20 protein-coding genes and 1 tRNA gene are annotated in these 24,537 nt (G+C 70.7%); 14 read left to right on the top strand and 7 right to left on the bottom strand.

Features of this window, described 5'->3' with window-relative positions; all coding sequences use genetic code 11:
* Window positions 1-65: 65 nt before the first annotated feature.
* The 6 genes from OG599_RS30735 (at window position 66) to OG599_RS30710 (ending at window position 5,000) form a co-directional block, all read left to right on the top strand.
* Window positions 66-1,406 carry an LLM class flavin-dependent oxidoreductase gene (locus OG599_RS30735; protein ID WP_327179234.1) on the top strand — a complete coding sequence of 447 codons (1,341 nt, stop codon included), beginning with the start codon at window positions 66-68 and terminating at the stop codon, window positions 1,404-1,406.
* Window positions 1,406-1,552, top strand: coding sequence for a hypothetical protein (locus OG599_RS30730; RefSeq protein WP_327179233.1), 147 nt, complete (start codon window positions 1,406-1,408; stop codon window positions 1,550-1,552). The genes OG599_RS30735 and OG599_RS30730 overlap by 1 nt, the downstream gene beginning before the upstream one ends.
* Window positions 1,549-2,322, top strand: a complete 774-nt coding sequence (locus tag OG599_RS30725; RefSeq protein WP_327179231.1) for an alpha/beta hydrolase — start codon at window positions 1,549-1,551, stop codon at window positions 2,320-2,322. The genes OG599_RS30730 and OG599_RS30725 overlap by 4 nt, the downstream gene beginning before the upstream one ends.
* Before the next feature lie 95 nt (window positions 2,323-2,417).
* Window positions 2,418-2,975, top strand: coding sequence for an NADPH-dependent FMN reductase (gene ssuE / locus OG599_RS30720; protein WP_327179230.1), 558 nt, complete (start codon window positions 2,418-2,420; stop codon window positions 2,973-2,975).
* 473 nt (window positions 2,976-3,448) lie between these two features.
* Entirely contained in the window at window positions 3,449-4,639 is a 1,191-nt protein-coding gene (locus OG599_RS30715) for an FUSC family protein (protein ID WP_327179229.1), read from the top strand.
* Window positions 4,640-4,763: 124 nt separating this feature from the next.
* Complete coding sequence (locus tag OG599_RS30710) at window positions 4,764-5,000, top strand: DUF2945 domain-containing protein (RefSeq protein WP_327179228.1); 237 nt, start codon at window positions 4,764-4,766, stop codon at window positions 4,998-5,000.
* A gap of 268 nt (window positions 5,001-5,268) precedes the next feature.
* Here OG599_RS30710 and OG599_RS30705 read toward each other — a convergent pair whose 3' ends face one another.
* Both OG599_RS30705 and OG599_RS30700 read right to left on the bottom strand, forming a co-directional pair.
* Window positions 5,269-5,859, bottom strand: coding sequence for a hypothetical protein (locus tag OG599_RS30705; protein ID WP_327180250.1), 591 nt, complete (start codon window positions 5,857-5,859; stop codon window positions 5,269-5,271).
* 343 nt (window positions 5,860-6,202) lie between these two features.
* Window positions 6,203-6,276 (bottom strand) — tRNA-Pro (locus tag OG599_RS30700).
* 124 nt (window positions 6,277-6,400) lie between these two features.
* On the opposite strand from OG599_RS30700, the gene OG599_RS30695 reads away from it, so the two are divergent.
* Window positions 6,401-7,108 (top strand): transketolase, encoded by a 708-nt coding sequence (locus tag OG599_RS30695; protein ID WP_327179227.1) that lies wholly within the window; start codon window positions 6,401-6,403, stop codon window positions 7,106-7,108.
* Window positions 7,109-7,179: 71 nt separating this feature from the next.
* A complete protein-coding gene (locus tag OG599_RS30690) occupies window positions 7,180-8,076 on the top strand; it encodes a transketolase family protein (protein ID WP_327179226.1) in 897 nt (298 codons plus the stop codon).
* Window positions 8,077-8,110: 34 nt separating this feature from the next.
* Here OG599_RS30690 and OG599_RS30685 read toward each other — a convergent pair whose 3' ends face one another.
* Genes OG599_RS30685 through OG599_RS30665 form a run of 5 tightly spaced genes read right to left on the bottom strand, consistent with a single transcriptional unit; the run spans window position 8,111 to window position 12,256 of the window.
* The gene (locus OG599_RS30685; RefSeq protein ID WP_327179225.1) at window positions 8,111-8,680 is read right to left on the bottom strand and encodes a GAF domain-containing protein; all 570 of its coding nucleotides are present in this window, start codon (window positions 8,678-8,680) and stop codon (window positions 8,111-8,113) included.
* A complete protein-coding gene (locus tag OG599_RS30680; RefSeq protein ID WP_327179224.1) occupies window positions 8,677-9,306 on the bottom strand; it encodes a GTP-binding protein in 630 nt (209 codons plus the stop codon). Before OG599_RS30680 ends, OG599_RS30685 begins: the two co-directional genes overlap by 4 nt.
* Window positions 9,284-9,658 carry a DUF742 domain-containing protein gene (locus OG599_RS30675; RefSeq protein WP_327179223.1) on the bottom strand — a complete coding sequence of 125 codons (375 nt, stop codon included), beginning with the start codon at window positions 9,656-9,658 and terminating at the stop codon, window positions 9,284-9,286. The genes OG599_RS30680 and OG599_RS30675 overlap by 23 nt, the downstream gene beginning before the upstream one ends.
* The gene (locus OG599_RS30670; protein ID WP_266712128.1) at window positions 9,655-10,089 is read right to left on the bottom strand and encodes a roadblock/LC7 domain-containing protein; all 435 of its coding nucleotides are present in this window, start codon (window positions 10,087-10,089) and stop codon (window positions 9,655-9,657) included. Before OG599_RS30670 ends, OG599_RS30675 begins: the two co-directional genes overlap by 4 nt.
* Before the next feature lie 7 nt (window positions 10,090-10,096).
* Window positions 10,097-12,256: a sensor histidine kinase gene (locus OG599_RS30665; protein ID WP_327179222.1), complete on the bottom strand. Its 2,160-nt coding sequence runs from the start codon at window positions 12,254-12,256 to the stop codon at window positions 10,097-10,099.
* A 671-nt stretch (window positions 12,257-12,927) separates the two neighbouring features.
* Between OG599_RS30665 and OG599_RS30660 the strand changes: the two genes are divergently transcribed.
* The 6 genes from OG599_RS30660 to OG599_RS30635 all read left to right on the top strand — a co-directional run bounded on the left by OG599_RS30660 (window position 12,928) and on the right by OG599_RS30635 (window position 24,487).
* Complete coding sequence (locus OG599_RS30660) at window positions 12,928-14,145, top strand: family 16 glycosylhydrolase (RefSeq protein WP_327180249.1); 1,218 nt, start codon at window positions 12,928-12,930, stop codon at window positions 14,143-14,145.
* Window positions 14,146-14,183: 38 nt separating this feature from the next.
* Complete coding sequence (locus OG599_RS30655; protein ID WP_442809723.1) at window positions 14,184-15,539, top strand: ricin-type beta-trefoil lectin domain protein; 1,356 nt, start codon at window positions 14,184-14,186, stop codon at window positions 15,537-15,539.
* A 175-nt stretch (window positions 15,540-15,714) separates the two neighbouring features.
* Window positions 15,715-16,929, top strand: a complete 1,215-nt coding sequence (gene manD, locus OG599_RS30650) for a D-mannonate dehydratase ManD (RefSeq protein ID WP_327179221.1) — start codon at window positions 15,715-15,717, stop codon at window positions 16,927-16,929.
* A 393-nt stretch (window positions 16,930-17,322) separates the two neighbouring features.
* Window positions 17,323-21,609 carry a discoidin domain-containing protein gene (locus OG599_RS30645; protein ID WP_327179220.1) on the top strand — a complete coding sequence of 1,429 codons (4,287 nt, stop codon included), beginning with the start codon at window positions 17,323-17,325 and terminating at the stop codon, window positions 21,607-21,609.
* A 121-nt stretch (window positions 21,610-21,730) separates the two neighbouring features.
* Entirely contained in the window at window positions 21,731-22,738 is a 1,008-nt protein-coding gene (locus OG599_RS30640) for a LacI family DNA-binding transcriptional regulator (RefSeq protein WP_327179219.1), read from the top strand.
* A gap of 327 nt (window positions 22,739-23,065) precedes the next feature.
* The gene (locus tag OG599_RS30635; protein WP_327179218.1) at window positions 23,066-24,487 is read left to right on the top strand and encodes an extracellular solute-binding protein; all 1,422 of its coding nucleotides are present in this window, start codon (window positions 23,066-23,068) and stop codon (window positions 24,485-24,487) included.
* Window positions 24,488-24,537 lie beyond the last annotated feature (50 nt).

Genomic DNA, 24,537 nt, shown 5'->3' with positions numbered 1-24,537 from the left:
GCCACCGCATCCGACGACCCCCGACGACACCCGCCCCTTCCCCCCACCCATCGAGAGGAACACCCATGTCCCGCAGGCTCCACCTCGCTCTGCATCCCTACGGCGTCGGCGGCCCCGGCCAGCACGGTCTCTGGAAGGATCCGGGCGTCGCCAAGAACGCCAGCATCGACATCAACTACTACATCCAGCAGGCCCAGGCCGCCGAACACGCGCTCTTCGACGCGCTGTTCGTCGTCGACAGCCAGTTCATCAACGCCACCTACCCGTCGCACTACCTGAACCGGCTGGAGCCGCTCACCCTGCTGTCCGCGGTCGCCACCCACACCAAACACATCGGTCTGGTCGGCACCGCGAGTTCGACGTACAACTCGCCGTTCAATCTGGCCCGGCGCTTCGCCTCCCTCGACCACATCAGCGGCGGACGGGCCGGCTGGAACGTGGTGACCAGCTTCGACACCGGGACGTCCCGGAACTACGGGCTGGACGAGCACCTCGACTACGCCACCCGCTACGGCCGCGCCCTGGAGTTCGTGCAGGTCGCCCGCGGTCTGTGGGACTCCTACGAGGACGACGCCTTCCCGGCGGACGTGGAGCGCGGCGTCTTCCTCGACCCGTCCAGGCTGCATGCCCTGGAGCATGTCGGGGAGCACTTCAAGGTCGCCGGGCCGCTCAACCTCTCGCGCTCGCCGCAGGGGCAGCCGGTCATCTTCCAGGCCGGGGTGTCCCCCGAGGGCCGCGATCTCGCCGCGCGCGTCGCGGAGGGCATCTACGCCCCCGGCGGCACGCTGGAGCAGGCGCGGGAGTACTACGCCGACATCAAGAAGCGCACGGCGGCCTACGGGCGCGACCCCGACCACATCAAGATCTTCATCCACGGCAGCCCGATCGTCGGTGCGACCGACGAGGCGGCCGGGCGCCGGGAGCGGGAGATCTTCGAGGAGGACAACGACTTCGCGAGCAACCTCGCGCTCCTCGGCCGCTCCTTCGGCGCGTACGACTTCAGCGTGCACGACCTGGACGCGCCGTTCCCGGACGTCGCGCACCTCGCCGAGAAGGGCGGCCGGACGGGCGCCGCGAAGATCATCGAGCGCGCGAAGGCGGAGAACCTGTCGCTGCGTCAGGTCGCCGAGTCGGTGAACGCCTTCCGCCGTTCCCCCTTCGTCGGTGCGCCGGAGACGGTCGCCGACACCATCGAGTCGTGGTACGACGCCGGCACCCTGGACGGCATCAACCTGGCCTTCCGCAACAACGACGACCTCGAACGCTTCGTGGACGGCGTGGTTCCGCTCCTGCAGAAGCGCGGCCTGTTCCGCACGGAGTACGAGGCGGACACCCTGCGCGGCAACCTCGGCCTGCCCGTCCCCGCCAACCGCCACACCGCCGGGCGCGAAGCCGTGACCGGCTGATGCGCGACGCACCCGCACCGGCCCGTCCGAACGCACCCGACTTCCCGCACCACCCGCACCACCCGCACCACCCGCACCACCCGCACCACCCGCACCACCCGCACCCGTCGAACGTACGCATCGCCACCCGCAGGAGCCTCGTATGACCGAGTACACCGACTACTTCGGGCCGGAGGGCCTTCGCACCCGCGGCACCGTCGTCGTCGTGCCCGGCCGGGGCGAGTCACGGGCGGCGTACGCCCGGCTCGGCCGGCGGCTGGCCGCCGACGCCTACCGCGTCCGCGTCGTCGACGCCCCCGTCCTCGACCCCGACGACCCCGAGGGCTCGCTGCACCGTGTCGACGGCCGGCTCGCCGAAGCCGCCGAGGGCGCGGCGCTCGGCGAGGACGGTGTGGTCCGCCCGCTCGTGCTGCTGGGCGCCGACTCGGGAGCCGTCGCCGTCGCGGCACTCGCCGGCGGGGACGGCGCTCCGTCGGCCGTACGACCGGACGCCGTCGTCCTCGCCGGAATCCCGGCCGGTGCCGCCTCGGCCGTCGGCGGCTGGGAGGACGAGCTGGACGTCCGCACCGCCTGCCCCGCCCACCGCGGAACGCTCACCGAGGACACCGGGACACGGCGGGGCGCGCTCTACGAGGCGATCCCGGCGTCCCTGATCACGGCCGCGTACGAGGGCGACGAAGCGGGCGTCCCCGCGCTGCTCCTCATCGGCGACCGCGACCCGCTCGCGGACCGCGAGGCGCTCGCCCGTACGGCGAAGACGCTGGGCCGCGCCCGCCTGTCGGTCGTACGCGACGCGCACCACGACGTCCTGAACGACCTGCAGCACCGCTCGGTCGCCGCGGAGATCGTCACCTTCCTGGAGACCCTGCGCAACGAGCTGGTGCCGGTCGTCACGGTCGATTCGAGTGCCTGGTGAGCACCGTCGCACCCGGGCACACCGGTCTATCCGACCTTCCTGCCCCCAAGATCCCCGAAGCGCTCTGAGAAGCCCCGAAGAGAAAGGACCGCCCGATGGCAACCATCCTGTCCGTCTCCGGAAGTCCGTCCGCCACGTCCCGCACCGCCCGGCTCCTGCGCCATCTGGACGACCGGCTCAGGGAGCAGGGCCACGACGTGACCCCGCTGGACGTACGCACGCTGCCCGCCGAAGCGCTGCTGGCCGCCGACTTCCGGCACCCGGCGGTCGTCGGGGCCACGGCCCTGTTCGAACAGGCGGACGGGGTGGTGATAGGCACCCCCGTCTACAAGGCCGCCTACTCGGGACTGCTGAAGACTCTGCTGGACCTGCTTCCGCAGTACGCCCTCACCGGCAAGACCGTGCTGCCCCTCGCCACCGGCGGCAGCACGGCCCATGTGCTAGCCATCGACTACGCGTTGCGGCCCGTCCTGAGCTCGATGGGTGCGGCGCACATCGTCCCGGGGTGGTTCACCCTGGACCAGGACATCACCGTGGGCGAGGACGGCGTCCTCACCGTCGCGCCCGGTACGGCCGAGGCCCTGGCCCAGGTCACCGACGTGTTCTCCCAGGTGCTCGGCGGGCGTACGGCGGTACTCGCGGCCACGGGCTGAGCACCGCCCGCAGGCGGGCGTGCCCTCTCGGTGTAATCCATCGGTGTGACCCGTATCCATCGGAGGAGGGGTGTGCGGGCGCAAGCCTTGCTTCACTTCTCACCTTCCGCAAAGGATTTCGACTCCCCCTCGGAAGCTGTGGAGCGAGGGTCTCCCCTCGCTCCACACAGGCCACGGAGCCCGGTTGAGCCCTTCAAGTCCCCTCGGCACACTCCCGAATGACCAACACCGGTCAGCATGACCCGGGTGCTGATCGGCCTCCTCGAAGGCGGCGACCTCACACAGGCCCTCCAGCGGCGCGACGAAGAAGAACCGTCCGACGCCTCGTTCTGAAACGATCAGTAACGGCGCCGAACTGCTGCGGGGCCCGGCGCCCGGCCCACCGCTCCCGCCCGGCCCCGCAGCAACCCAGGCTTCGGCACCCGGGAACACGGCACTGACTCGGACGGACGGAGAACGGAGGCAGCCACGGCATGGCCGATGACCAGACGACCGCGGGAGAACGGAGATGGGCCGGGCGGTTGGCCGGCTGGTGGGGAAGGGCTGCGCACGAGGACAGTTCCGAGCGGCACACCCTGCTGCTGATCGGCAAGAGCACCCTCGCCGCCACCCTCTCCTGGCTGGTGTCCTACAACCTCATGGACGCCACGTCACCGGCGTTCGCCCCGTTCTCCGCGGTGACGATCATGTACGTCACCGTCTACCAGTCCGTCGTGCAGTCCCTGCGCTACGTCGCGGCAGTCGCGGTCGGAGTCGCGGTCCAGGCCCTGCTGGGCTTCCTCGCCGGGCCGGATCTGCTGACCTTCGTGCTGGTGGCGGTGATCGCGCTGTCCATCAGCCGCCTGCGCGTCCTCGGGACGCAGGGACCGCAGGTGGCCACCGCCGCCCTCTTCGCGTTCTCCACCTACGTCAGCACCACCGACGACTCCGCCAGAGTCAGCCGACTGGGACAGATCGTGCTCCTGGTCCTCATCGGCTGCGCCATCGGCACCGCCGTCAACGTCGCCATCGCCCCGCCACTGCGCTACCGCAGCGCCGAACACGCCGTCCGCGTCCTGGCCCGTACGCTCCACGACCTCACGTCCGACATGCACCCCGCCCTGCGCGACAGAACCCTCGACGCGGACACCACCAGCCGCTGGCGCGACCGGGCCGCCCGGACCGGCAGCCTCATCGAACAGGCCCGGGCCGGTCTCGACACCGCCGTGGAGAGCGTCCGCTACAACCCGCGCCGACTGCTGCGCCGCCACCGCGGCCACCTCACCTTCCAGGGCTATGCGTCGGTGCTCGCCGCGCTGGAAAGGACTCTGTACCAACTGGCCTCCATGACCAGATGCCTCGACCAGTGGCACGACGAGGAGGCCGAATACGTCTACCAGCCGTTCCTGGTCCGGTACGCGGACTTCCTGGAAGCGGTGTCGGAGACGGCCCTCGCGCTGAGCACCCTCGACGAGTCGACACTGCCGCAGCAGACCGAGAGGCTCGCCCGGCTGGCCGGGGAGACCGAGGACCGATGCCGCGAGGTCGTCGTCGAGGCCGACGCACGCGCCCTTCCGCTCTCCGACCCCAGTCGGCCCTACGGCGTACTCGTCGTCGAGGCCACCCGCCTCAAGGAAGAGGTGCGGTACACCTGCGACACCCTCAGCGGCTGGGTCGAGGCATAGAAGAGCGATGAAAATCTTGGTGAGGGGCTGTCCGGTGTGCGGGGACGTGGGGCAGCGCCGATCCTTGAAGGGGGGCGATTCGAACGGACGCGGCCCGACAAGTTCGGGAGAAGGGCAGACGGACGTGGCCAGGAAAGGGAGCAGGAAGCTGTCCAAGGGCGACGACGTCCGCTGGAAGAGCCACGGCCAGGACGTGAAGGGCTCGGTGAAGCGCAAGATCGACAAACGCACCGAAGCCGCCGGCCGCACCGTGGACGCCTCCGAGGAGCAACCTCAGTACGAGGTACGGAGTGACCGGACGGGCAAGTCCGCGGTGCACCGGCCGGAGTCGCTGCGCAGGAGGGACAGCGGCTCGTCGTGAGCGCCTGCGGTGACGAGGACCGGCAGACCGTGAGAGATCATGAACGCCACCGGTGGAACACCGCTTCCCTGAATCCTGGCGGGCCCCGCGGTCCCGGTCACCCCGGAATTCGCACACGCCTTCTGGTACCACTCATCGGCTCCCCGGTGGGAGCGGCCGGACCAACGGGCCAGGTCCTCCCAGGCAGCAGGCGGCCCGTCCACGTGGGAGGTGGCGGAGCCGCTGCCCCGGACGGCGGCTCCGGCGATCGGTGCCCGGGTGCGCCGGATCAGCAGTGGTGGGTGACGTAGGGCATCTGCGTCTGCACCTGGGACGTGGCTCTGCGCAGAAGGCCGAGCTGCTGCTGGAGTGGACGCTGCTGCTCTCCGTGCAGAGCATTCAGCACGACGATCGCACCGGTCAGGGCGGGAACGACCCACTGCATCAGCATCAGCTGAGTGCGGGCCTTGTCCAAGTCGACGGGGTGGGCGGCTGCCTTCTCCAGATCGCGCGGGTCGTCGGAGGCGGACACTTCCAGCTTCTTGCCCAGCACACGGCAGTACGCGGTCGCAGCCAGGGCCGCCCCGGTCAGTGCCGTCTTGGCCAGGGTCGAGGCGGCGACACCCTGCTGGGTCTGCACCCGCGCGGCGTTGGCGGCCAGCAGACCAGTGCCGCCGATCAGGTGCGCGCCGATCGCCACCGCGTTCACCGGCATCCACTTGGACCAGCCGGCACTGGCGATCCGTGAGGTCTCCGCGGCGGTGTGCCCCTCGCTCCGAGCTGCGCCGTTCAGACCGACAGCCCCCATCAGGGACCCGCCGAACCATGCCGCCATCCCCAGATCGTGGACGCTCCGCAGGACCGTGTTGCGTTCCGACATCATCGCTCTTCCTGTCGTGAAGGTCCGCGGAGGTGTGCGGACATGGGCTCAAGGCTCGCCGCGACCCGGACGGTGCACCACAGGGACGACGCATCCGGAGTACAGGTGTGCGGGGTCCGCCGTGTCCGAAGGCTCCGGCGTCGTATTCCGCGGTACGGCACCTCGCCCGGCTCGGGAGGCGGGAGGGCTGGGACACCTACGCGGGCGGCGGAGCGCCGGGTGGTGGACGACGTGCGGGTGTCCGCGCACGGCACCGGTCGGGGCGGGCGGCCGGTGCCCGGAATGCACGAGGGCCGGTTTCGGATTGCTCCGAAACCGGCCCTCGAACGACGACTCTCTCGAGTCGGGACGACAGGATTTGAACCTGCGACCCCTTGACCCCCAGTCAAGTGCGCTACCAAGCTGCGCCACGTCCCGGCACCGTCTGACCTGGGCTTTCGCCCTGGCCGAACCTGCAAGAGAACAATACCAAACCCGAGCCGGTGGTCACGAACACCTTTCTCTTGACCTCAACCTTGGTTGAGGTCGCACGATGATCAGCATGACGAACTCCACCGGAGCCGAGCTCCGCACCCACGACTACGCGGACCTGAACCGCCTGATGAGCCTCATGACCGGCGACGAGAAGCACGGACCCGCCGCCACCTCCACCCTGGACGTGCTCTGGGTGCTCTACGACCGGGTGCTCCGGGTCGGCCCGGCGACCGTGGACGATCCGGAGCGGGACAGGTTCCTGCTCTCCAAGGGTCACGGGCCGATGGCCTACTACGCGGTACTCGCCGCCCACGGCTTCTTCGGAGAAGAGCTGCTCACCGGCTTCGGCACCTTCGACTCGCCGCTGGGCCAGCATCCCGACCGGCTACGGGTGCCGGGGGCCGAGATCGGCAGTGGTTCGCTGGGGCACGGCCTGCCCCTCGCGGTCGGCACCGTCCTGGGGCTGCGGGCGCAGGGGCGCACCGACCCCAGGGTCTGGGTTCTCGTGGGGGACGCCGAGCTGGACGAGGGCAGCAATCACGAGGCGCTCGCCTTCGCCGGGCCCTCCGGGCTGGAGCAGCTGCACACCGTGGTGATCGACAACGCCTCGGCGACCTACGGCCGGCCCGGCGGGATCGCGGCGCGCTTCGAGACCGCGGGATGGTCGGTGGCGAGCGTGGACGGCGGGGACCACGAGGCGCTGTACGCGGCCTTCACCGCACCGCACCCCGGCCGGCCGCACGCCGTGGTCGCCCGGACCGCGCCGAAGCGCTGACCGGCCGGCCCCGCCACCCGCCCTCCACCAGTCACATGGCAATCCCAGCAGCAACGGAAGGACCCGTCCCCGTGGACACCATGCGCGAACGCTTCATCGCCACCACCACCGAACTCCTGGACCATGATCCGCGCCTCGCCCTCGTGCTGGCGGAGATCAGCCGCGACGGCTTCGAGAAGGCCTCGCGGAGCCATCCCGACCGGGTGGTCAACGTCGGTATCCGCGAGCAACTGCTGATCGGCGCGGGCGCCGGAATGGCCCTGACCGGGATGCGGCCCATCGTCCACACCTTCGCGAGCTTCCTGGTCGAGCGCCCCTTCGAGCAGGTGAAGCTCGACTTCGGGCACCAGGGCGTGGCGGGTGTGCTGGTGAGCTCCGGGGCGTCCTACGACTTCCCCGCCGCCGGCTTCACCCACATGTCGCCCGGTGACGTGGCGCTGATGGACACGCTCGACGGCTGGAGCGTGCACGTCCCGGGCCACCCTGACGAGGCGGAGGCCCTCCTGCGGCGGGCAGCCGCCGGGGACGACCGGGTCTACCTGCGGTTGTCGCTGCAGTCGAACCGCCGGGCCATGCCGGTGGAGGGTGAGGCCTTCCTCACCGTGCGCGAGGGCTCCCGGGGCGTCGTCGTCGCGGTGGGGCCGACGCTGGACGACGTACTGGCGGCGACGGAGGGGCTGGACACGACGGTGCTGTACGCGACCACGGTGCGGCCCTTCGACTCCGCCGGGCTGCGCAGGGCGGCGGGCGCGAGCAGCGCCGACGTGGTGCTCGTGGAGCCGTACCTCGCCGGGACCTCCGCGGCGGTGGCCGGCGAAGCCCTGATCGATCTGCCGCACCGGGTGCTGGGCCTGGGTGTGGGCCGCGCCGATCTCCGCCGCTACGGGCAGCTGGACGAGCACGTCGCGGCGCACGGGCTCGACGCCGCGGGGCTCAGGCGCCGCATCACCCGGTTCCTGCCCGCCTGACGGGACGCCTGACGGGACACCTGGCGCGACGGTCTCAGCGGCGGGGCAGCTCCCGGCGGTCGATGTGGCCCATCAGCTCCTGGGCGAGCGCCTTGATGGTCACGAGCCCCGCGCGCCCCCACGGCCGGGGGACGGTATCGACGGCGCAGACGGTGCCGAGCGCGACGCCCGTACCGTCGATGAGCGGGGCTCCGAGGTAGGAGCGAATCCCTATGCCGTCCACGACCGGGTTCCCGGCGAAGCGCGGATAGTCGCAGACGTCGTCCAGCACCAGGGCCTTGCGCCGGACCAGCACGTGCGGGCAGTAGCCGTGGTCACGGGCGAGGTAGCGGTCGCTCCGGTTGTCGTGCGCGGCGGCGGCTCCGAGGCCGCCGCCGACCTGGTTGCCCGCGGGTGTGTGCAGACCGGCGAAGAACTGACGGTTCTCGTCGATGAAGTTGACCATGGAGTAGGGGGCGGCGGTCACGGCGGCGACCCGGTCGGCGAAGTCGTCGAAGTTGTCGAACGTCGTGTCCGGCCGCTCCCCCAGGCCGAGCCGGCGCAACCGGGCGGCCCGGGCGGAGCCGTCGCGGTCGGCCGGTGTGAGCAGCGGCCTGCCGGTCACGGGTGTGCTCCGTACGTCTGGAGCGGTGCCGGTGCCGGGGCAGCGGTGGCGTTGATGAGGTGCTGGAGGAGCGTCACCAGCGCGCCCGTACCGGAACTGGCGATGCGTGCGTCGCACAGGACGACCGGGACGCCCGGCGGAAGGTCCAGCGCGGCCCGCACCTCGTCGGGGGCGTACCGGTAGGCGCCGTCGAACTCGTTGACGGCGACGATGAAGCCGATGCCGCGCCGTTCGAAGAAGTCGACGGCGGCGAAGCACTCTTCGAGGCGCCGGGTGTCGGCCAGCACCACCGCGCCCAGGGCGCCCTGCGACAGCTCGTCCCACATGAACCAGAAACGTTCCTGGCCGGGGGTGCCGAAGAGGTAGAGGACGTGCTCGTCGGAGAGGGTGAGCCGGCCGAAGTCCATGGCCACCGTGGTGGCCCGCTTGGACTCGATCCCGTCGAGATTGTCCGTACCCACGCCGACCTGGGTCAGCAGCTCCTCCGTGCTCAGGGGGGCGATCTCGCTGACGGCGCCCACGAACGTCGTCTTGCCGACCCCGAACCCGCCCGCGACCAGGACCTTGAGGGCCACGGGGAAGGGCGCGGGGCGGGCGGTGCTGTCAGAGTTGTCGTCGTAGACCATCGAGCACTGCCTCCAGCAGGGTTCGGTCGGTGGGCATGTCCTGGAAGGCGGGGGCGTGCGCGGTGACGGCCCCGCAGTCGACCAGGTCGGAGACGAGGACCTTGGCGACCGTCGCGGGCAGCCGCAGATGCGCGGCCACCTCGGCGACGGACGTGGGGCCCTCGCACAGCCCGAGCGTCACGGTGTGTTCGTGGCCCAGGTGGGCCTGCGGTTGTCTGCCGGTCGCCATGATCAGCGAGAGCAGGTCGAGCTCGGTCGTCGGCCGGGTCCGGCCGCTGCTGACGGTGTACGGACGAACGAGTCGACCGGCCTCGGCGTCGAGCAGCGGCCCTTCCTGAGCCCGCACCCTCACAGCCCCGGAGTGAACGGTGTCCCCGCCATGTGCCGCGCCGGGGTGGCCAGATACGGTCGTACGCTCTTGACCAGCATGGTCATCTCGTACCCGAGGACCGCCGCGTCGGCCTCGCGGCCGGCGAGGACCGCGAGGCAGGTGCCGGAACCCGCGGTGGAGACGAAGAGCAGGGTCGAGTCGAGTTCGACCACGACCTGGCGCACGTCACCGTTGTCCCCGAACCTGGCTCCGGCGCTGCGGCCCAGCGAGTAGAGCCCCGCCGCCAGGGCGGCCATGTGGTCCGCGCTGTCGGAGTCCATGCCGTGGACCGACTTCACCAGTCCGTCCGCGGACAGCAGGACGGCGCTGCGGGTGTACGGAACGCGCTGGACGAGTCCGCTCAGCAGCCAGTCCAGGTCGGCGACCTGACCGGACGTCATTTCGCTCGGCATGGTGCATCTACTCCTTGTACGTGTTCTCGTGACGGGGGTCGGGGTTCTCGTGACGCGCGTCGGGGTTCTCGTGACGGGGGCCGGGGCGGCCCCCGATTCCCTTTTCGGACGGTGCGGCCGGCGCGCGGACGGGCAGCGGGGTGACCCGCCGGACCGGCGGTGCGGCCGGCGGGGCGTACGGGGCGAACCCGGGCGCGACGGACCCCGTTCCCTGCGGGAGGCCGTGGCCGGGCCCTCGGGGGGACGGTCCGGGACCGGTGGCGGGCGGCAGGCCGTCGCCACCCGCGGCCGGGGGTTCCGTGTCCTGCGCCGACCGGGCCTCCGCCAGGTCGATCCCGCGCCGGAACGCGGCGACGAGGCCGGGGTCGTGCACCGCGTGCTCGTCCGGGACGCGTCGCACCGGGGGCTGGCGGAGCTGCGGCACCAGGTTCTCCTGGTTGGTGCGCCGGGGCAGCTCGGGGCGTGCCGGGGCCGCTGGCTCCGGTTCGGGGTACGCGGCACCCGCCTGGTACCCCGCGGGTGCGGGGTGGGAACCGGTCGGCGCCGACCGCTCCGAGGTGCGCTGCGGCAGCGGCGGACCCTGGGCCTCGCGACGGATCTGGCGCGGGGGCTGCGGGGTCCCCGGGGCGCCGGGCCCTGAGCCGGGTACGCCGAGCGCACCGGGTACACCGGGCCCTGAGCCAGGTGCTCCGGGCGCCGCGCCGAGGGGCCCGACTCGTCCGGGTACGGGCCGGAGCCGGTCCTGAGCGGGCGGGAGCTGCTCCTGGCCCGGCCCCCGGGTACGGTCCGGGGCGCCGGGGAGGACGGGTGCGGGCTGCGGCCCGGTGTACCCCGGGGCGGGGTGGGTCTGGGGTACGGAGTCCTGGGCCGGGGGCCGGTGCACGGCGCCGGGCGGGGGCACCGGGACGCCTTCCGGCGGGGTGGTGGTGTCGCTCTCGGCGCCGAGCAGCACCTGCGGGAGGACCAGGACCGCCTGCGTACCGCCGTAGATGTTGCTCTCCAGCCGTACCGCGATGCCGTGCCGGCGGGCCAGTGCGGAGACGACGAACAGCCCGATGCGGCCGTCCTGGAGCAGATGGGCGACGTTGACCTGGTCGGGGTCGGCGAGCAGGGCGTTCATCCGGCTCTGCTCCTGGCCCGGCATGCCGAGCCCCCGGTCCTCCACCTCCAGTGCGAAGCCCGCCGTGACGGGCTGGACGCGGAGCAGGACCTGGGTGTGCGGGGCGGAGAACACGGTCGCGTTCTCGACGAGTTCGGCCACCAGGTGGATCACGTCGGCGACGGCGTGCCCGCGCAGGGTGCCCTCGATCGGCGGGACCAGCTTGACCCGCGGGTACTGCTCCACCTCCGCGATGGCGGAGCGCAGCACCTCGGTGAGGGTGACCGGGTTGGACCACTGCCGGCGGGAGACCGCACCGCCGAGCACGGCGAGGTTCTCCGCGTGGCGGCGGATGCGGGTCGCCAGGTGGTCGACGTGGAAGAGGCCCTTGAGGAGGTCGGGGTCCTCCACCTCGTGTTCGAGTTCGTCGAGAATCTGGATCTCGCGGTGCACCAGGGATTGCAGACGGCGCGCGAGGTTGACGAAGACCTCCACCTTCTGTTCGTTGCCCGCGTTGCTGAAGAGCTGGGAGGCCTGCGCCACGGCGGCCACGGCGGCCTCCTGGGAGCGCGCGATCTCCTGTCCGAGCAGGTCGAAGGCGTCCGCGCCGGGGGCGGTGGGCTGCGGGGCCCGGCGGGCGGGCAGCACCTCCCCGGCACGGAGCTGCTCCAGCGCCCGCTGGAGGTCGGCCTGGCCGCGGGCGTTGGCCCGGCGGAGCGCCTGGGCCCGGTCGAGCAGCCCGGCCGCGACCCGGTGGGCGCCGATGCACGCCGCCGCGACGGCCGTCACGGCGAGCGCGCCCGAGCCGCCGAGCGCGGCCAGCAGGCTGCCGGAGGGGCGTACCCCGGAAGCCCGCACGGTGAAGATGACCGCGGCGGCACCGCTGAGCAGGGCGGCCACGGTCGGCAGCAGCGCGGCACGCGTCATCTGGCCGCGCATCCGCACCTCGGGGGTCGGCTGCACCGCACGCGGCTTCGCGGCGGCGGAGGGGGAACGGCCCGCCGGGCGGCCGTGCCGCCCGCTCTCCCGGCGATCCGGTCGCGCTTCTGGTGCGCGAAGTTGAGACATCAGCGTCCTCGGTACGTGGGGCACCCGGAATCGTTCATGCGGTGGCACCAAAGGGGGTCGTTAAGGCTCCGGATCAACCGGGTGGGCTCGAAGAACATGAGCCCATCGTTGATCACTGAGCACACACGGTAGTCGCCGACGCGGCGGGCGTGAGCGCCAGTTGTCGAACTTGCCCGCCATCCGTCCCGCTCTGGTATGACGGCCCGCACTCACGACCGAATTCCAGTGGCCCGCTCGAACCCCGCCACCACCGCGGGCCGACGCACGGTCACCGCACCCCGTCCGGCGCACCGCACCACTCCGCGCCCGCCCGGCGCACCACGCGGGGCCGGCACGGCCGACGGCGGAGACCGGCACTCGTTCAAGACGTGAAACGAGTCGCCCGCGCACCCCTCCCCCGTCGCCAACAGAAGGTCTGTACCAGCACCTTGACGCCCCCTCTCCCCCTCACTTAAATCAAGTAGTGAATTAACGACCGGCATCGCCCCCTCGGGTGCCGGTTCGCGCTGCAACCTGTCATGCCCATGACCATATTTTGGTCGAGGGCCGAAGCCCCCGCCCGAAAGATCCCCGACCGGGCAACCCCCACACGAAGCGAAGTGATGATGGTGCGAACCCCCAGAAAGCGCCGGCTGGCGCTCTGTGTCGCGTCCCTCCTCTGCTGTTCCGGCCTGCTCACCGCCGTACCGGCGGGCGCGGCACCCGTGACCGCCCGGAGCGCCGCCACCGCGGCCGCCGCGACCACGACCTTCTCCGACGACTTCAACGGCACGGCCGGCTCGGCGCCCGACGCGAGCAAGTGGCAGACGGAGACCGGCGACAACGTCAGCAACCACGAGCGGCAGTACTACACGTCGGGCGCGAACAACGCCCGGCTGGACGGCCAGGGCAACCTGGTCATCACCGCCCGCAAGGAGAACCCCGCCAACTACCAGTGCTGGTACGGCACGTGCCAGTACACCTCGGCACGGCTGAACACCTCCGGCAAGTTCACCTCGACGTACGGGCACGTCGAGACCCGGATGAAGATCCCGCGCGGGCAGGGCATGTGGCCGGCGTTCTGGATGCTCGGCGCGGACCTGGGCAGCGTCGGCTGGCCCAACAGCGGTGAGATCGACATCATGGAGAACGTCGGTTACGAGCCCGGCTCGGTGCACGGCACCATCCACGGCCCCGGGTACTCCGGCTCCGCGGGCATCGGCGCGGGCTACACCCTGCCGGGCGGTCAGGCCCTCGCCGACGCGTTCCACACCTTCGCGGTCGACTGGGCCCCCAACTCCCTCACCTGGTCGGTCGACGGGAACGTCTACCAGACGCGCACCCCCGCCGACGTGGGCGGCAACAGCTGGGTGTTCAACAAGCCCTTCTTCATCATCCTGAACCTCGCGGTCGGCGGCTACTGGCCCGGCGACCCCGACGGCTCCACGCCGTTCCCGAGCCAGCTCGTCGTCGACTACGTGCACGTCACCACCAGTGACACCGGCACGACTCCTCCCCCGGCCTCCGGTGGTTCGATCACGGGCATCGGCGGCAAGTGCGTCGACGTGGCGAGCGCCGCCACCGCGAACGGCACCGCCGTGCAGCTGTACGACTGCAACGGTTCCGCCGCCCAGAAGTGGGCGGTCAACTCCGACGGCACCATCCGCGCCCTCGGCAAGTGCCTCGACGCCAAGGACGCCGGCACCGCGGACGGCACCCTGCTCCAGCTCTGGGACTGCAACGGAAGCGCCGCACAGAAATGGGCGACCCCCGCGGCCAAGGACATCGTCGGCATCCAGTCGAACAAGTGCATGGACGCCACCGGCAACTCCTCGGCGAACGGCACCCGGCTCCAGCTCTGGACCTGCTCCGGCACGGCCAACCAGAAGTGGACGGTGAACGCCGCGTGAGCGCGCTCGCAGGCGCCCGCCGCCGCTGGGGCCGGTCCCTGGCGCTGCCCTCGGCGCTCCTCCTCGCGGCGGGGGCGTCCCTCGTCTCGCTGCCGGCCACCGCGCAGGCGGCGGTGACCGCGACCGGCGCGATCACCGGCATCGGCGGCAAGTGCGTCGATGTCGCCGGTGCGGCGACGGCCAACGGCACCGCCGTCCAGCTGTACGACTGCAACGGCTCCGCCGCCCAGCAGTGGAGCGTCAACAGCGACGGCACCGTCCGGGCGCTGGGCAAGTGCCTCGACATCAAGGACAACGGCACCGCCGACGGTTCCCAGCTCCAGCTCTGGGACTGCGCGGGCAGCGCCAACCAGAAGTGGTCCGTCTCCGCGGCACGCGACATCGTGAACCCGCAGGCGGACAAGTGCGTGGACGCCACTGGCAACTCCTCGGCGAACGGCACCCGGCTCCAGCTCTGGACCTGCTCCGGCACGGCCAACCAGAAGTGGACGACCCCCTCGGGCGGCGGCACGCCGGCACCGGGCGGGACCATGGCGGTGGCCCCGTACCTCTACAACGGGTGGGGCAGTCCGCCGAGTCCGACGACCGTGATGAACGCGACCGGGGTGAAGTGGTTCACCCTGGCGTTCGTCCTGAGCAACGGCTACTGCAACCCGCAGTGGGACGGTTCGCGGGCCCTGACCGGCGGGGTCGACCAGCAGACGGTCAACACCGTGCGCGCGGCGGGCGGCGACGTCATCCCGTCGTTCGGCGGCTGGAGCGGCAACAAGCTGGAGAGCTCATGCTCCAGCGCGGGTGAGCTGGCCGCCGCGTACCAGAAGGTCATCAACGCGTACGGCCTCAAGGCGATCGACATCGACATCGAGGCGGACGCCTACAGCAACGCCACCGTGCAGCAGCGCACGGTGGACGCGCTGAAGACCGTGAAGGCCAACAACCCGGGCATCAAGGTGTACGTCACCTTCGGCACCGGCCAGAGCGGTCCCGACAGTTCGCTGATCAACCGGGCCGCCTCCTCGGGGCTGACCGTCGACAGCTGGACGATCATGCCGTTCGACTTCGGCGGCGCCGGCCAGAACATGGGCAACCTCACCAAGCAGGCCGCCGAGGGCCTGAAGAACGCGGTGAAGAGCGCCTACGGGTACACCGACGACCAGACGTACCGGTCGATCGGCATCTCGTCCATGAACGGTCTCACCGACGACAACGAGACGGTGACGGTGGACGACTTCCGCACCATCCTCGCGTACGCCCAGCAGCACCACCTGGCACGGCTGACCTTCTGGTCGGTCAACCGTGACCGGCCGTGCACCGGCGGCGGCGCGGACACCTGCTCGGACGTCAGCCAGCAGGCGTGGGACTACACCCGCGTGTTCGCGCAGTACACGGGGTGAACCACGGCGTGGTGGCCGGGCCGTGACGGGCCCGGCCACCACGCACGCGTACGGGAGAGGAGGCCCGGGCGGAGCGCCGGCGACGGGACTGATGGAATACCGGGCAGGGCAGGCCGTCACCGACGGCCCCGCCCGGTATCGCACAGCCCTGCCCAGCACCGGAAAGAGCACGCGCATGAAGATCGTCGACGCGAAGTTGATCGTCACCAGTCCCGGACGCAACTTCGTCACACTGAAGCTGACGACCGACGAAGGGCTCACCGGGCTCGGCGACGCCACGCTCAACGGCAGGGAGCTCGCCGTCGTCGGCTACCTGCAGGACCATGTGCTGCCGTTGCTCGTCGGGCTCGACCCGCACCGCGTCGAGGACACCTGGCAGTACCTGTACCGGGGCGCCTACTGGCGGCGCGGGCCGGTCACCATGGCCGCGATAGCCGCCGTGGACGTGGCGCTCTGGGACATCAAGGCCAAGGCCGCCGGACTCCCGCTCTACCAGCTCCTCGGCGGCGCGAGCCGTGACCGCGTCCGCACCTACGGCCACGCCAACGGCGCCGGCATCCCCGAGCTGCTCGACTCCGTCCGGGCCCGCCTCGCCGAGGGGTACCGGGCGGTCCGCATCCAGACCGGCGTGCCGGGGCTGAAGGCGGTGTACGGGGTGCACACCACGGACGAGAGCGGCGCCGCCGTGCTCCACCAGCGGGCCAGGCCGCTGGTCGAGGACTGGGACACCGACGCCTACCTGCGGCACGTCCCGGCGGTCTTCGAGGCGGTACGGGCGGAGTTCGGCGCCGAACTGCCGCTGCTCCACGACGCCCACCACCGGCTCACCCCGATCCAGGCCGCGCGGCTCGGCAAGGACCTGGAGCCGTACCGCCCGTTCTGGCTGGAGGACTGCACGCCCGCGGAGAACCAGGACGCGTTCCGCCTGATCCGCCACCACACGACCACGCCGCTCGCGGTGGGCGAGGTCTTCAACACCGTCCACGACTACCAGGCGCTGATCACCGAGCGGCTGATCGACTACGCGCGGTCGGCGGTCACCCACTTCGGCGGGGTCACCCCGCTGCGGAAGCTCTTCGACTTCGCCGCGCAGTACCAGGTCAAGGCCGCGACGCACGGGCCCGAGGACATCTCTCCGGTGGGCCTGGCCGCGGCGGTCCACCTGGACCTCGCCGTACACAACTTCGGCATCCAGGAGTACTCCGGGCACTCGGCGCTCACCGAAGAGGTGTTCCGGCACGCCTACACGTTCACCGACGGGCACCTGCACCCGGGCGAGGCCCCCGGCATCGGCGTGGAGCTCGACGAGGAACTGGCCGCGGCACACCCGTACGAGCCCTCGTATCTGCCGGTCAACCGCCTCCAGGACGGCACCGTCCACGACTGGTGACGCCGGGGGCGCCCGCTCCCTCCCCCCGTACCCGCTCTGACCGATGCCCCGGACCGCCGCGCTCCTAGCGCGCGGCGGTCCGGGGCATCGGCGTGTCCGCCACCCCCGCCGCCTTGCGCAAAAACGCAACGGGCTTCCATCCCTTGCGGCGAACTTGCATTTCCCGACAGCTCTCACGAAAGCCCCTGCTGGGAAAGGGTGTTGACGCATCCCGACACTCAGGCGACGCAATTGGTACCTACGCGACCGGTAGACGAGCCTCCAGATATCTGCAACCCTCTGACCGCTCCTCGCAAAAGATGTAGTGCTTGACGCATAAATCCAATCCTCCCTGCACATCGACTGAGCCGCGCCTCGCCTCCGTCAGGGGTGAGGCCGAGGGATCGGGGATCCATGAGAGCGAAACGCTGGAGAGCACGCGGTCTGTCCGCAGTGGTCGTCACCAGCCTGCTGACCGTCGGATGGCCCGCGCTGACCGCCGCGGCGGCAGCGGGGCCGAACGCGGCCTCGGGCCTGCCGGCCAGGGCGAGCAGCGCGCGGGCCGGGAACACCGCCGCCGGCGTCACCGACGGCGACCAGGGCAGCTACTGGCAGAGCGCGAAAAGTGACCAGCCCCAGTGGGTGCAGACCGACCTGGGGTCCACCGTCCGGACCGACGGGGTGGTACTGAAACTCCCGGCCGGGTGGGCGAGCCGCACGCAGACCCTCGCCGTCCAGGGCAGCGTCGACGGCACGAGCTTCACCACGCTGAAGAGTTCGGCGACGTACGCCTTCAGCCCGGGGCAGGCCAACGCGGTCACGGTGAACTACCCGGCCACCAAGGCTCGTTACGTACGGATCGCCGTCACGGACAACTCCGTGGCCGAGGCCGCCCAGCTCTCCGAGCTGGAGGTGAAGGTGGCCGCCGCGTCCTCGGTGAACCTGGCGAGCGGGCGCACCCTGACCGAGAGCAGCCACACGGACGTCTACCCGGCGTCCAACGCCAACGACGGCAACAAGTCGACGTACTGGGAGAGCTCCAACAACGCCTTCCCGCAGTGGATCCAGGCCGACCTCGGCTCCGCCGTGCGGGTCGACCGGGTGGTCCTGAAGCTGCCGGACAGCTGGGGGGCGCGCAGCCAGACGCTGAAGATCCAGGGCAGCACGAACAACTCGGTCTTCACCGACCTCACCGCCTCGCAGGCGTACTCCTTCGACAGTGCGGGAGGTCAGACGGTCACCATCTCCTTCGACGCGACCACCACCCGTTACGTCCGAGCCCTGTTCACCGCGAACAGTGTGCAACCCGCGGGACAGCTCTCCGAGTTCGAGGTCTACGGCCCCGAGACGGGTGACACCCAGGCGCCGTCCGCGCCGACCGGCCTCGCCTTCACCGAGCCGGCGAGCGGTCAGATCAGGCTGGCCTGGAACGCCTCCACCGACAACACCGGCGTCACCGGCTACGACATCTACGCCAACAACACCCTGCTGACCAGCGTCGCGGGCGGGGTGACGACGTTCACCGACAGCCGTCCCGCGAACCAGACCGTCGCGTACTACGTACGGGCCAAGGACGCGGCCGGGAACCAGTCGGGGAACAGCAACACCGTCACCCGGCAGGCGAGCGGCGGGGACACCACGGCGCCGACGGCCCCCTCCGGGTTGACGCTCACCGAGCCGGCGAGCGGCCAGATCAAGCTGGCCTGGAACGCCTCCACCGACAACACCGGCGTCACCGGCTACGACATCTACGCCAACAACACCCTGCGGGGCAGCGTCGGCGGTTCGGTGACCACGTACACCGACACGCAGCCCGCCTCGGCCACGGTCACCTACGTGGTCCGGGCGAAGGACGCGGCGGGCAACCAGTCCACCGCGAGCAATGCGGTGACCCGCAACGGCTCCGGCACCTCCGGCTCCAACCTCGCGGTGTCCAAGCCGATCACCGCCTCGTCCTACGTGCACACCTACGTGGCGGCGAACGCGAACGACAACAGCGTGACGACCTACTGGGAAGGGGCCGGGGGAAGCTACCCCAACACCCTGACCGTGCAGCTGGGTTCCAACGCCGACCTGAGCTCGCTGGTGCTGAAGCTCAACCCGGACAGCGCGTGGGGGGCGCGTACGCAGACCATCGAGGTGCTCGGGCGGGAGCAGAGCGCGAGCTCCTTCACCAGCCTGGTCGCGGCGAAGAGTTACTCCTTCGACCCGGCGGGCGGGAACAGCGTCACCGTCCCCGTCTCCGGCCGCGTCGCCGACGTACAGCTGAAGTTCACGGCCAACTCGGGTTCGTCGGCCGGCCAGGTGGCCGAGTTCCAGGTGATCGGGGTTCCGGCGCCGAACCCGGACCTCGAAGTCACCGGCGTGACGGCCTCGCCCTCCGCACCGGTGGAGTCGGACACGATCACCCTCGGGGCCACCGTCCGCAACAGCGGCGCGGTCGCGTCGGCCGCCACCAAGGTGGACCTGCTGCTGGGCGGTTCCAAGGTCGCCACCGCCTCGGTGGGCGCTCTGGCGGCAGGGGCGCAGACCACGGTCAGCGCCTCCGTCGGCACGCGGGAGGCGGGGAGTTACCCGCTGGGCGCGGTCGTGGACCCGGCGGGCGAGGTGATCGAGCAGAACGAGTCGAACAACACCTACAACCGCACCGATCCCCTCGTGGTGAAGCCGGTCTCCAGCTCCGACCTGGTCGCCTCGGTGAACACCTCGCCCTCCAGCCCCTCGGCCGGTGACGCGGTGACCTTCGACGTGGCGATCAAGAACCAGGGTTCGATCGCCTCGGCGAGCGGCAGCCACGGAGTGACCCTCGCCGTGGTCGACTCCAACAACACGACCGTGAAGACCCTGACGGGCGCGTTCACCGGGACCATCGCGGCCGGAACGACCGCGGCATCGGTGAAGCTCGGGCCGTGGACGGCGGCCGACGGGTCGTACACCGTGAAGGTGACGCTCGCCGACGACGCCAACGAGCTGCCGGTGAAGCGGACGAACAACGTCTCCACCCAGTCGCTGTTCGTCGGCCGCGGCGCCGACATGCCGTACGACACGTACGAGGCGGAGGACGCCACCACCGGGGGCGGCGCACAGGTGGTCGGCCCCAACCGCACGGTGGGCGACATCGCCGGTGAGGCGTCCGGCCGCAAGGCCGTGAACCTGGACGCGACCGGCGAGTACGTCGAGTTCACCACCCGGGCTGCCACCAACACGCTGGTGACCCGGTTCTCCATCCCGGACGCCCCGGGCGGCGGGGGCATCGACTCCACGATCGACGTCTACGTGAACGGTGTCCTGAAGAAGGCGCTCCCGCTGACCTCCAGGTACGCCTGGCTGTACGGCGCCGAGGCCGGGCCCGGCAACTCCCCCTCGGCGGGCGGGCCCCGGCACATCTACGACGAGGCGCACCTGCTGCTCGGCGAGACCGTGCCGGCGGGAGCCAGGATCCGGCTGCAGAAGGACGCCGCGAACACCTCCACGTACGCGATCGACTTCGTCAGCCTGGAGCAGGCCACGGCCGTCGCCAACCCCGACCCGGCGGCGTACGCGGTGCCGGCCGGATTCACCCACCAGGACGTCCAGAACGCCCTGGACCGGGTGCGGATGGACACCACCGGCAAGCTGGTCGGCGTCTACCTGCCGACGGGCGACTACCAGACCTCGTCCAAGTTCCAGGTGTACGGGAAGGCCGTGAAGGTGGTCGGCGCGGGTCCCTGGTTCACCAGGTTCCAGGGACCGGCAGGGCAGGAGAACACCGACATCGGGTTCCGCGCGGACGCGACGGCGAACGGGTCGTCGTTCTCGGGCTTCGCCTACTTCGGCAACTACACCTCGCGGATCGACGGTCCGGGGAAGGTGTTCGACTTCGCGGGCGTCTCCGACATCGTGATCGACGACGTCTGGGTCGAGCACATGGTGTGCATGTACTGGGGCGCCAACACGGACCGGATGACCATCAGGAACTCCCGCATCCGGGACACCTTCGCCGACGGCATCAACATGACCAACGGTTCGACGGACAACCTCGTGTCCAACAACGAGTCCCGGGCCACCGGTGACGACAGCTTCGCGCTCTTCTCGGCGATCGACGCCGGCGGGGCGGACATGAAGAACAACGTCTTCGAGAACCTGACCTCGCTCCTCACCTGGCGGGCGGCGGGCATCGCCGTGTACGGCGGTTACGACAACACCTTCCGCAACCTCCGGGTCGCGGACACCCTCGTCTACGCGGGCATCACCATCTCCTCGCTGGACTTCGGGTACCCGATGAACGGCTTCGGCACCGGGCCCACCGCCCTGGAGAACATCTCCCTGGTCCGGGCCGGTGGCCACTTCTGGGGGTCCCAGACCTTCCCGGCCATCTGGGTGTTCTCCGCCTCGAAGGTGTTCCAGGGCATCAGGGTCAGCCACGTGGACATCGTCGACCCGACCTACAGCGGGGTGATGTTCCAGACCAACTACGTGGGCGGACAGCCGCAGTTCCCGATCAAGGACACGATCTTCACGGACATCTCGATCTCGGGCGCCCGCAAGAGCGGGGACGCCTTCGACGCGAAGTCCGGCTTCGGTCTCTGGGCGAACGAACTGCCGGAGTCGGGGCAGGGTCCCGCGGTCGGTGAGGTCACCTTCAACGGCCTGAGGTTCTCCAACAACGCGGTGGACACGCGGAACACCACGTCCACCTTCAAGATCAACATCAATCCCTGAGGGAGTGGGTAAGGGGTAGGGCGGCCGTCGTGGCGGGGCGAGCGCACCGCCACGACGGCCGCCACGAAGGCGCTCACGACCGACGCAAGCTGCTTGCGCAGCTTGCGTTAGTCTTGCGTCCATGACGCGAAGACTTGCTCAAGTAGCAAAGAAGGTGGGTGTCAGCGAGGCCACGGTCAGCCGGGTCCTCAACGGCAAGCCCGGGGTCTCCCAGGCGACCCGGCAGTCGGTGCTCACCGCACTGGACGTGCTCGGCTACGAGCGGCCGAGCCAGCTGCGGGGCGAACGGGCGCGGCTGGTCGGCCTGGTCCTGCCCGAGCTCCAGAACCCGATCTTCCCGGCCTTCGCGGAGGTCATCGGCGGCGCGCTCGCACAGCAGGGCCTCACGCCGGTGCTCTGCACCCAGACCAAGGGGGGTGTATCCGAGGCGGACTACGTGGACCTGCTGCTCCAGCAGCAGGTCTCCGGGGTGGTCTTCGCCGGCGGGCTCTTCGCCCAGGCGGACGCGGAGCACGCGCACTACCGGCGGCTCGCGGAGCGGAAGATCCCGGTGGTCCTCATCAACGCCCCCATAGAGAACCTCGACTTCCCCTGCATCTCGTGCGACGACGGGGTCGCCGTCGAGCAGGCGTGGCGCCATCTCGCCTCTCTGGGCCACGAGAGGATCGGCCTGGTGGTGGGCCCGGCCGACCACATCCCCTCGCGGCGCAAGCTGGCGGCCGCCCGGACCGCCGCGCTGGCCAACGGGGGTGAGCTGACGGCGGAGTTCGTCGAGCGGACCATGTTCTCCCTGGAGGGCGGGCAGGCGGCCGCCTCGCGGCTGCTGGACCGGGGCGCCACCGGCATCATCTGCGCGAGCGACCCGCTGGCCCTCGGCGCGGTGCGGGCGGCACGCCGGCGCGGGATCTCCGTACCGGACGGGGTGTCGGTGGTGGGGTACGACGACTCCGCGTTCATGAACTGCACGGAGCCGCCGCTCACCACCGTGCGCCAGCCCATCGAGGCGATGGGCCGCGCGGTCGTCGAGCTGCTGTGCGCCCAGATCCAGGGCGGCGAGGTGCACCCGGGCGAGCTGCTCTTCGAGCCCGAGCTGGTGGTGCGCGGCTCGACGGCCCAGGCACCGAGGTAGGACCGCACCCCGCCGAGGCCGCCGACGCCGCAGCGAGGCGCCGCGCCGCGCCCGGACCGCACCCCACCGACGCCGCAGACCCCCGTCCCCCTCCCCGGGGCGGGGGTCTGCGGCGTTCTGCGTCGGGGCGGGGAGCCGTGACCGCGGCCGGCGGGTCCCGTACGGGGCGACCCATGATCCGCCCCGCCCCATTCATTCATCTGTCAAACAATTACGAGATCGGCGCTAGATATTGCGCCCTTCTGTTCCCGGTGGTTGAGTGTGCGGCGCCCCACAACGCATCGGCGGTGGGGCGAAGTCCACGCACATGCCCGAGGGGGACCACCCATGAGTAGAGCCGCGTTCCGCCGTCGAAGCCGCGCAGGCGCGGTCGCCCTTGTCTCCGCGCTGGCGCTCACCGCGCTCGCGGCCTGCGGCACGAGCAGCAGCAGCGACAACGACAGCGATGAGAAAGACGGCGGCAGCGCGTCGGCCGACCCCGCCGCCCCGCTGGACCCGAAGACCAAGGTGACGATCACCATCGACTGCATGCCGCCCACGGCGAAGGCGGCCGAGCTGAAGGAGTGGAAGGAGGACGTCGCCGAGTTCAACAAGACCTACCCGAACGTCACCATCGAGGGTCGGTCCACCGCCGGCCAGTGTCTGGAACCCCCGCGCTTCACGGCCATGCTGAAGGCGAAGTCGCAGCCGGACGTGTTCTACACGTACTTCACCGACCTGCCGCAGGTGCTCGACAACGACGGCGCCGAGGACATCACCGCGTACGTCACCGACAAGAGCGTGCCCCGGCTGGCCGACATCGACCCGAACGTCCTCAACTCGCTGAAGCAGGACGGCAAGCTGTACGGGCTGCCCACCAGCAACTACACCATGGGCCTGCTCGTCAACCGCAAGCTCTTCCAGCAGGCCGGCCTGGACCCCGACGCCCCGCCGCGCACCTGGGCCGAGGTCCGTACCGCCGCGAAGAAGATCGCGGACCTGGGCAAGGGCATCTCGGGCTTCGGCGAGTACAGCGCGGGCAACACGGGCGGCTGGCACTTCACCGCGCAGATGTACAGCGTCGGCGGCGAGGTCGTCGACGCGAGCGGCACCAAGGCTGCGTTCAACAACGACCTGGGCAAGCAGGTCGCCGAGAACATCAAGGCCATGCGGTGGGACGACGACAGCATGGGCAAGACGCAGCTGCTGAAGTGGGGCGACCTGCAGAAGCAGATCGCCACCGACAAGCTGGGCATGTTCCTCGCCGCGCCCGACGACATCGCGTACATGGTGCAGCAACTCGGCGCCAGTTACGAGAACTTCGGGATGGGGCCGATCCCCGGCGAGAAGAACACCCTGGCCGGCGGCAACAACTACATGATCAAGAAGGGGATTTCGGCCGACAAGATCAAGGCCGCCATCGCCTGGCTGAACTTCAAGAACCTGAGCGTCGGCAAGGGCCAGTTCGACTGGAGCCGCACCAAGGCCGACAAGCTGCCCGTCGGCGTCCCGCAGCCCAACTTCTGGCTGAACCAGTCGAAGACCGAGGACGACGCCGCGCGCACCCAGTTCGCCACCATGCCGGTCGCCAACTTCAAGACCTTCGTGGACAACCCGGTGGCGGGCAAGGCCGAGCCGCCGAAGGCCCAGGAGGTCTACAAGGTCCTGGACAACGTGATGTCCGGCCTCCTCACCAACAAGAACGCCGACGTCGACAAGCTGCTCTCCGACGCGGAGAAGCAGGTCAACCAGGTCCTGGCCACCCAGTAACCCGGGCACGGGGGGCCGGCCCGGCCGGCCCCCGCACCCCGTCCGCGCCC

Source organism: Streptomyces sp. NBC_01335 (assembly GCF_035953295.1).
Lineage (GTDB): Bacteria > Actinomycetota > Actinomycetes > Streptomycetales > Streptomycetaceae > Streptomyces.
Note: the sequence above shows the minus strand (reverse complement) of the source record. Positions and strands in the feature narration are given on the sequence as shown.

Excerpts from the sequence above, each read along its gene's own strand:
- ssuE (WP_327179230.1), top strand. The coding sequence starts at position 2,418 with ATGGCAACCATCCTGTCCGTCTCCGGAAGTCCGTCCGCCACGTCCCGC.
- OG599_RS30730 (WP_327179233.1), top strand. The coding sequence starts at position 1,406 with ATGCGCGACGCACCCGCACCGGCCCGTCCGAACGCACCCGACTTCCCG.
- OG599_RS30695 (WP_327179227.1), top strand. The coding sequence starts at position 6,401 with ATGACGAACTCCACCGGAGCCGAGCTCCGCACCCACGACTACGCGGAC.
- OG599_RS30665 (WP_327179222.1), bottom strand. The coding sequence starts at position 12,256 with ATGTCTCAACTTCGCGCACCAGAAGCGCGACCGGATCGCCGGGAGAGC.
- OG599_RS30715 (WP_327179229.1), top strand. The coding sequence starts at position 3,449 with ATGGCCGATGACCAGACGACCGCGGGAGAACGGAGATGGGCCGGGCGG.
- OG599_RS30640 (WP_327179219.1), top strand. The coding sequence starts at position 21,731 with ATGACGCGAAGACTTGCTCAAGTAGCAAAGAAGGTGGGTGTCAGCGAG.
- OG599_RS30645 (WP_327179220.1), top strand. The coding sequence starts at position 17,323 with ATGAGAGCGAAACGCTGGAGAGCACGCGGTCTGTCCGCAGTGGTCGTC.
- OG599_RS30670 (WP_266712128.1), bottom strand. The coding sequence starts at position 10,089 with ATGCCGAGCGAAATGACGTCCGGTCAGGTCGCCGACCTGGACTGGCTG.
- OG599_RS30680 (WP_327179224.1), bottom strand. The coding sequence starts at position 9,306 with ATGGTCTACGACGACAACTCTGACAGCACCGCCCGCCCCGCGCCCTTC.
- OG599_RS30735 (WP_327179234.1), top strand. The coding sequence starts at position 66 with ATGTCCCGCAGGCTCCACCTCGCTCTGCATCCCTACGGCGTCGGCGGC.
- OG599_RS30705 (WP_327180250.1), bottom strand. The coding sequence starts at position 5,859 with ATGTCGGAACGCAACACGGTCCTGCGGAGCGTCCACGATCTGGGGATG.
- manD (WP_327179221.1), top strand. The coding sequence starts at position 15,715 with ATGAAGATCGTCGACGCGAAGTTGATCGTCACCAGTCCCGGACGCAAC.
- OG599_RS30725 (WP_327179231.1), top strand. The coding sequence starts at position 1,549 with ATGACCGAGTACACCGACTACTTCGGGCCGGAGGGCCTTCGCACCCGC.
- OG599_RS30635 (WP_327179218.1), top strand. The coding sequence starts at position 23,066 with ATGAGTAGAGCCGCGTTCCGCCGTCGAAGCCGCGCAGGCGCGGTCGCC.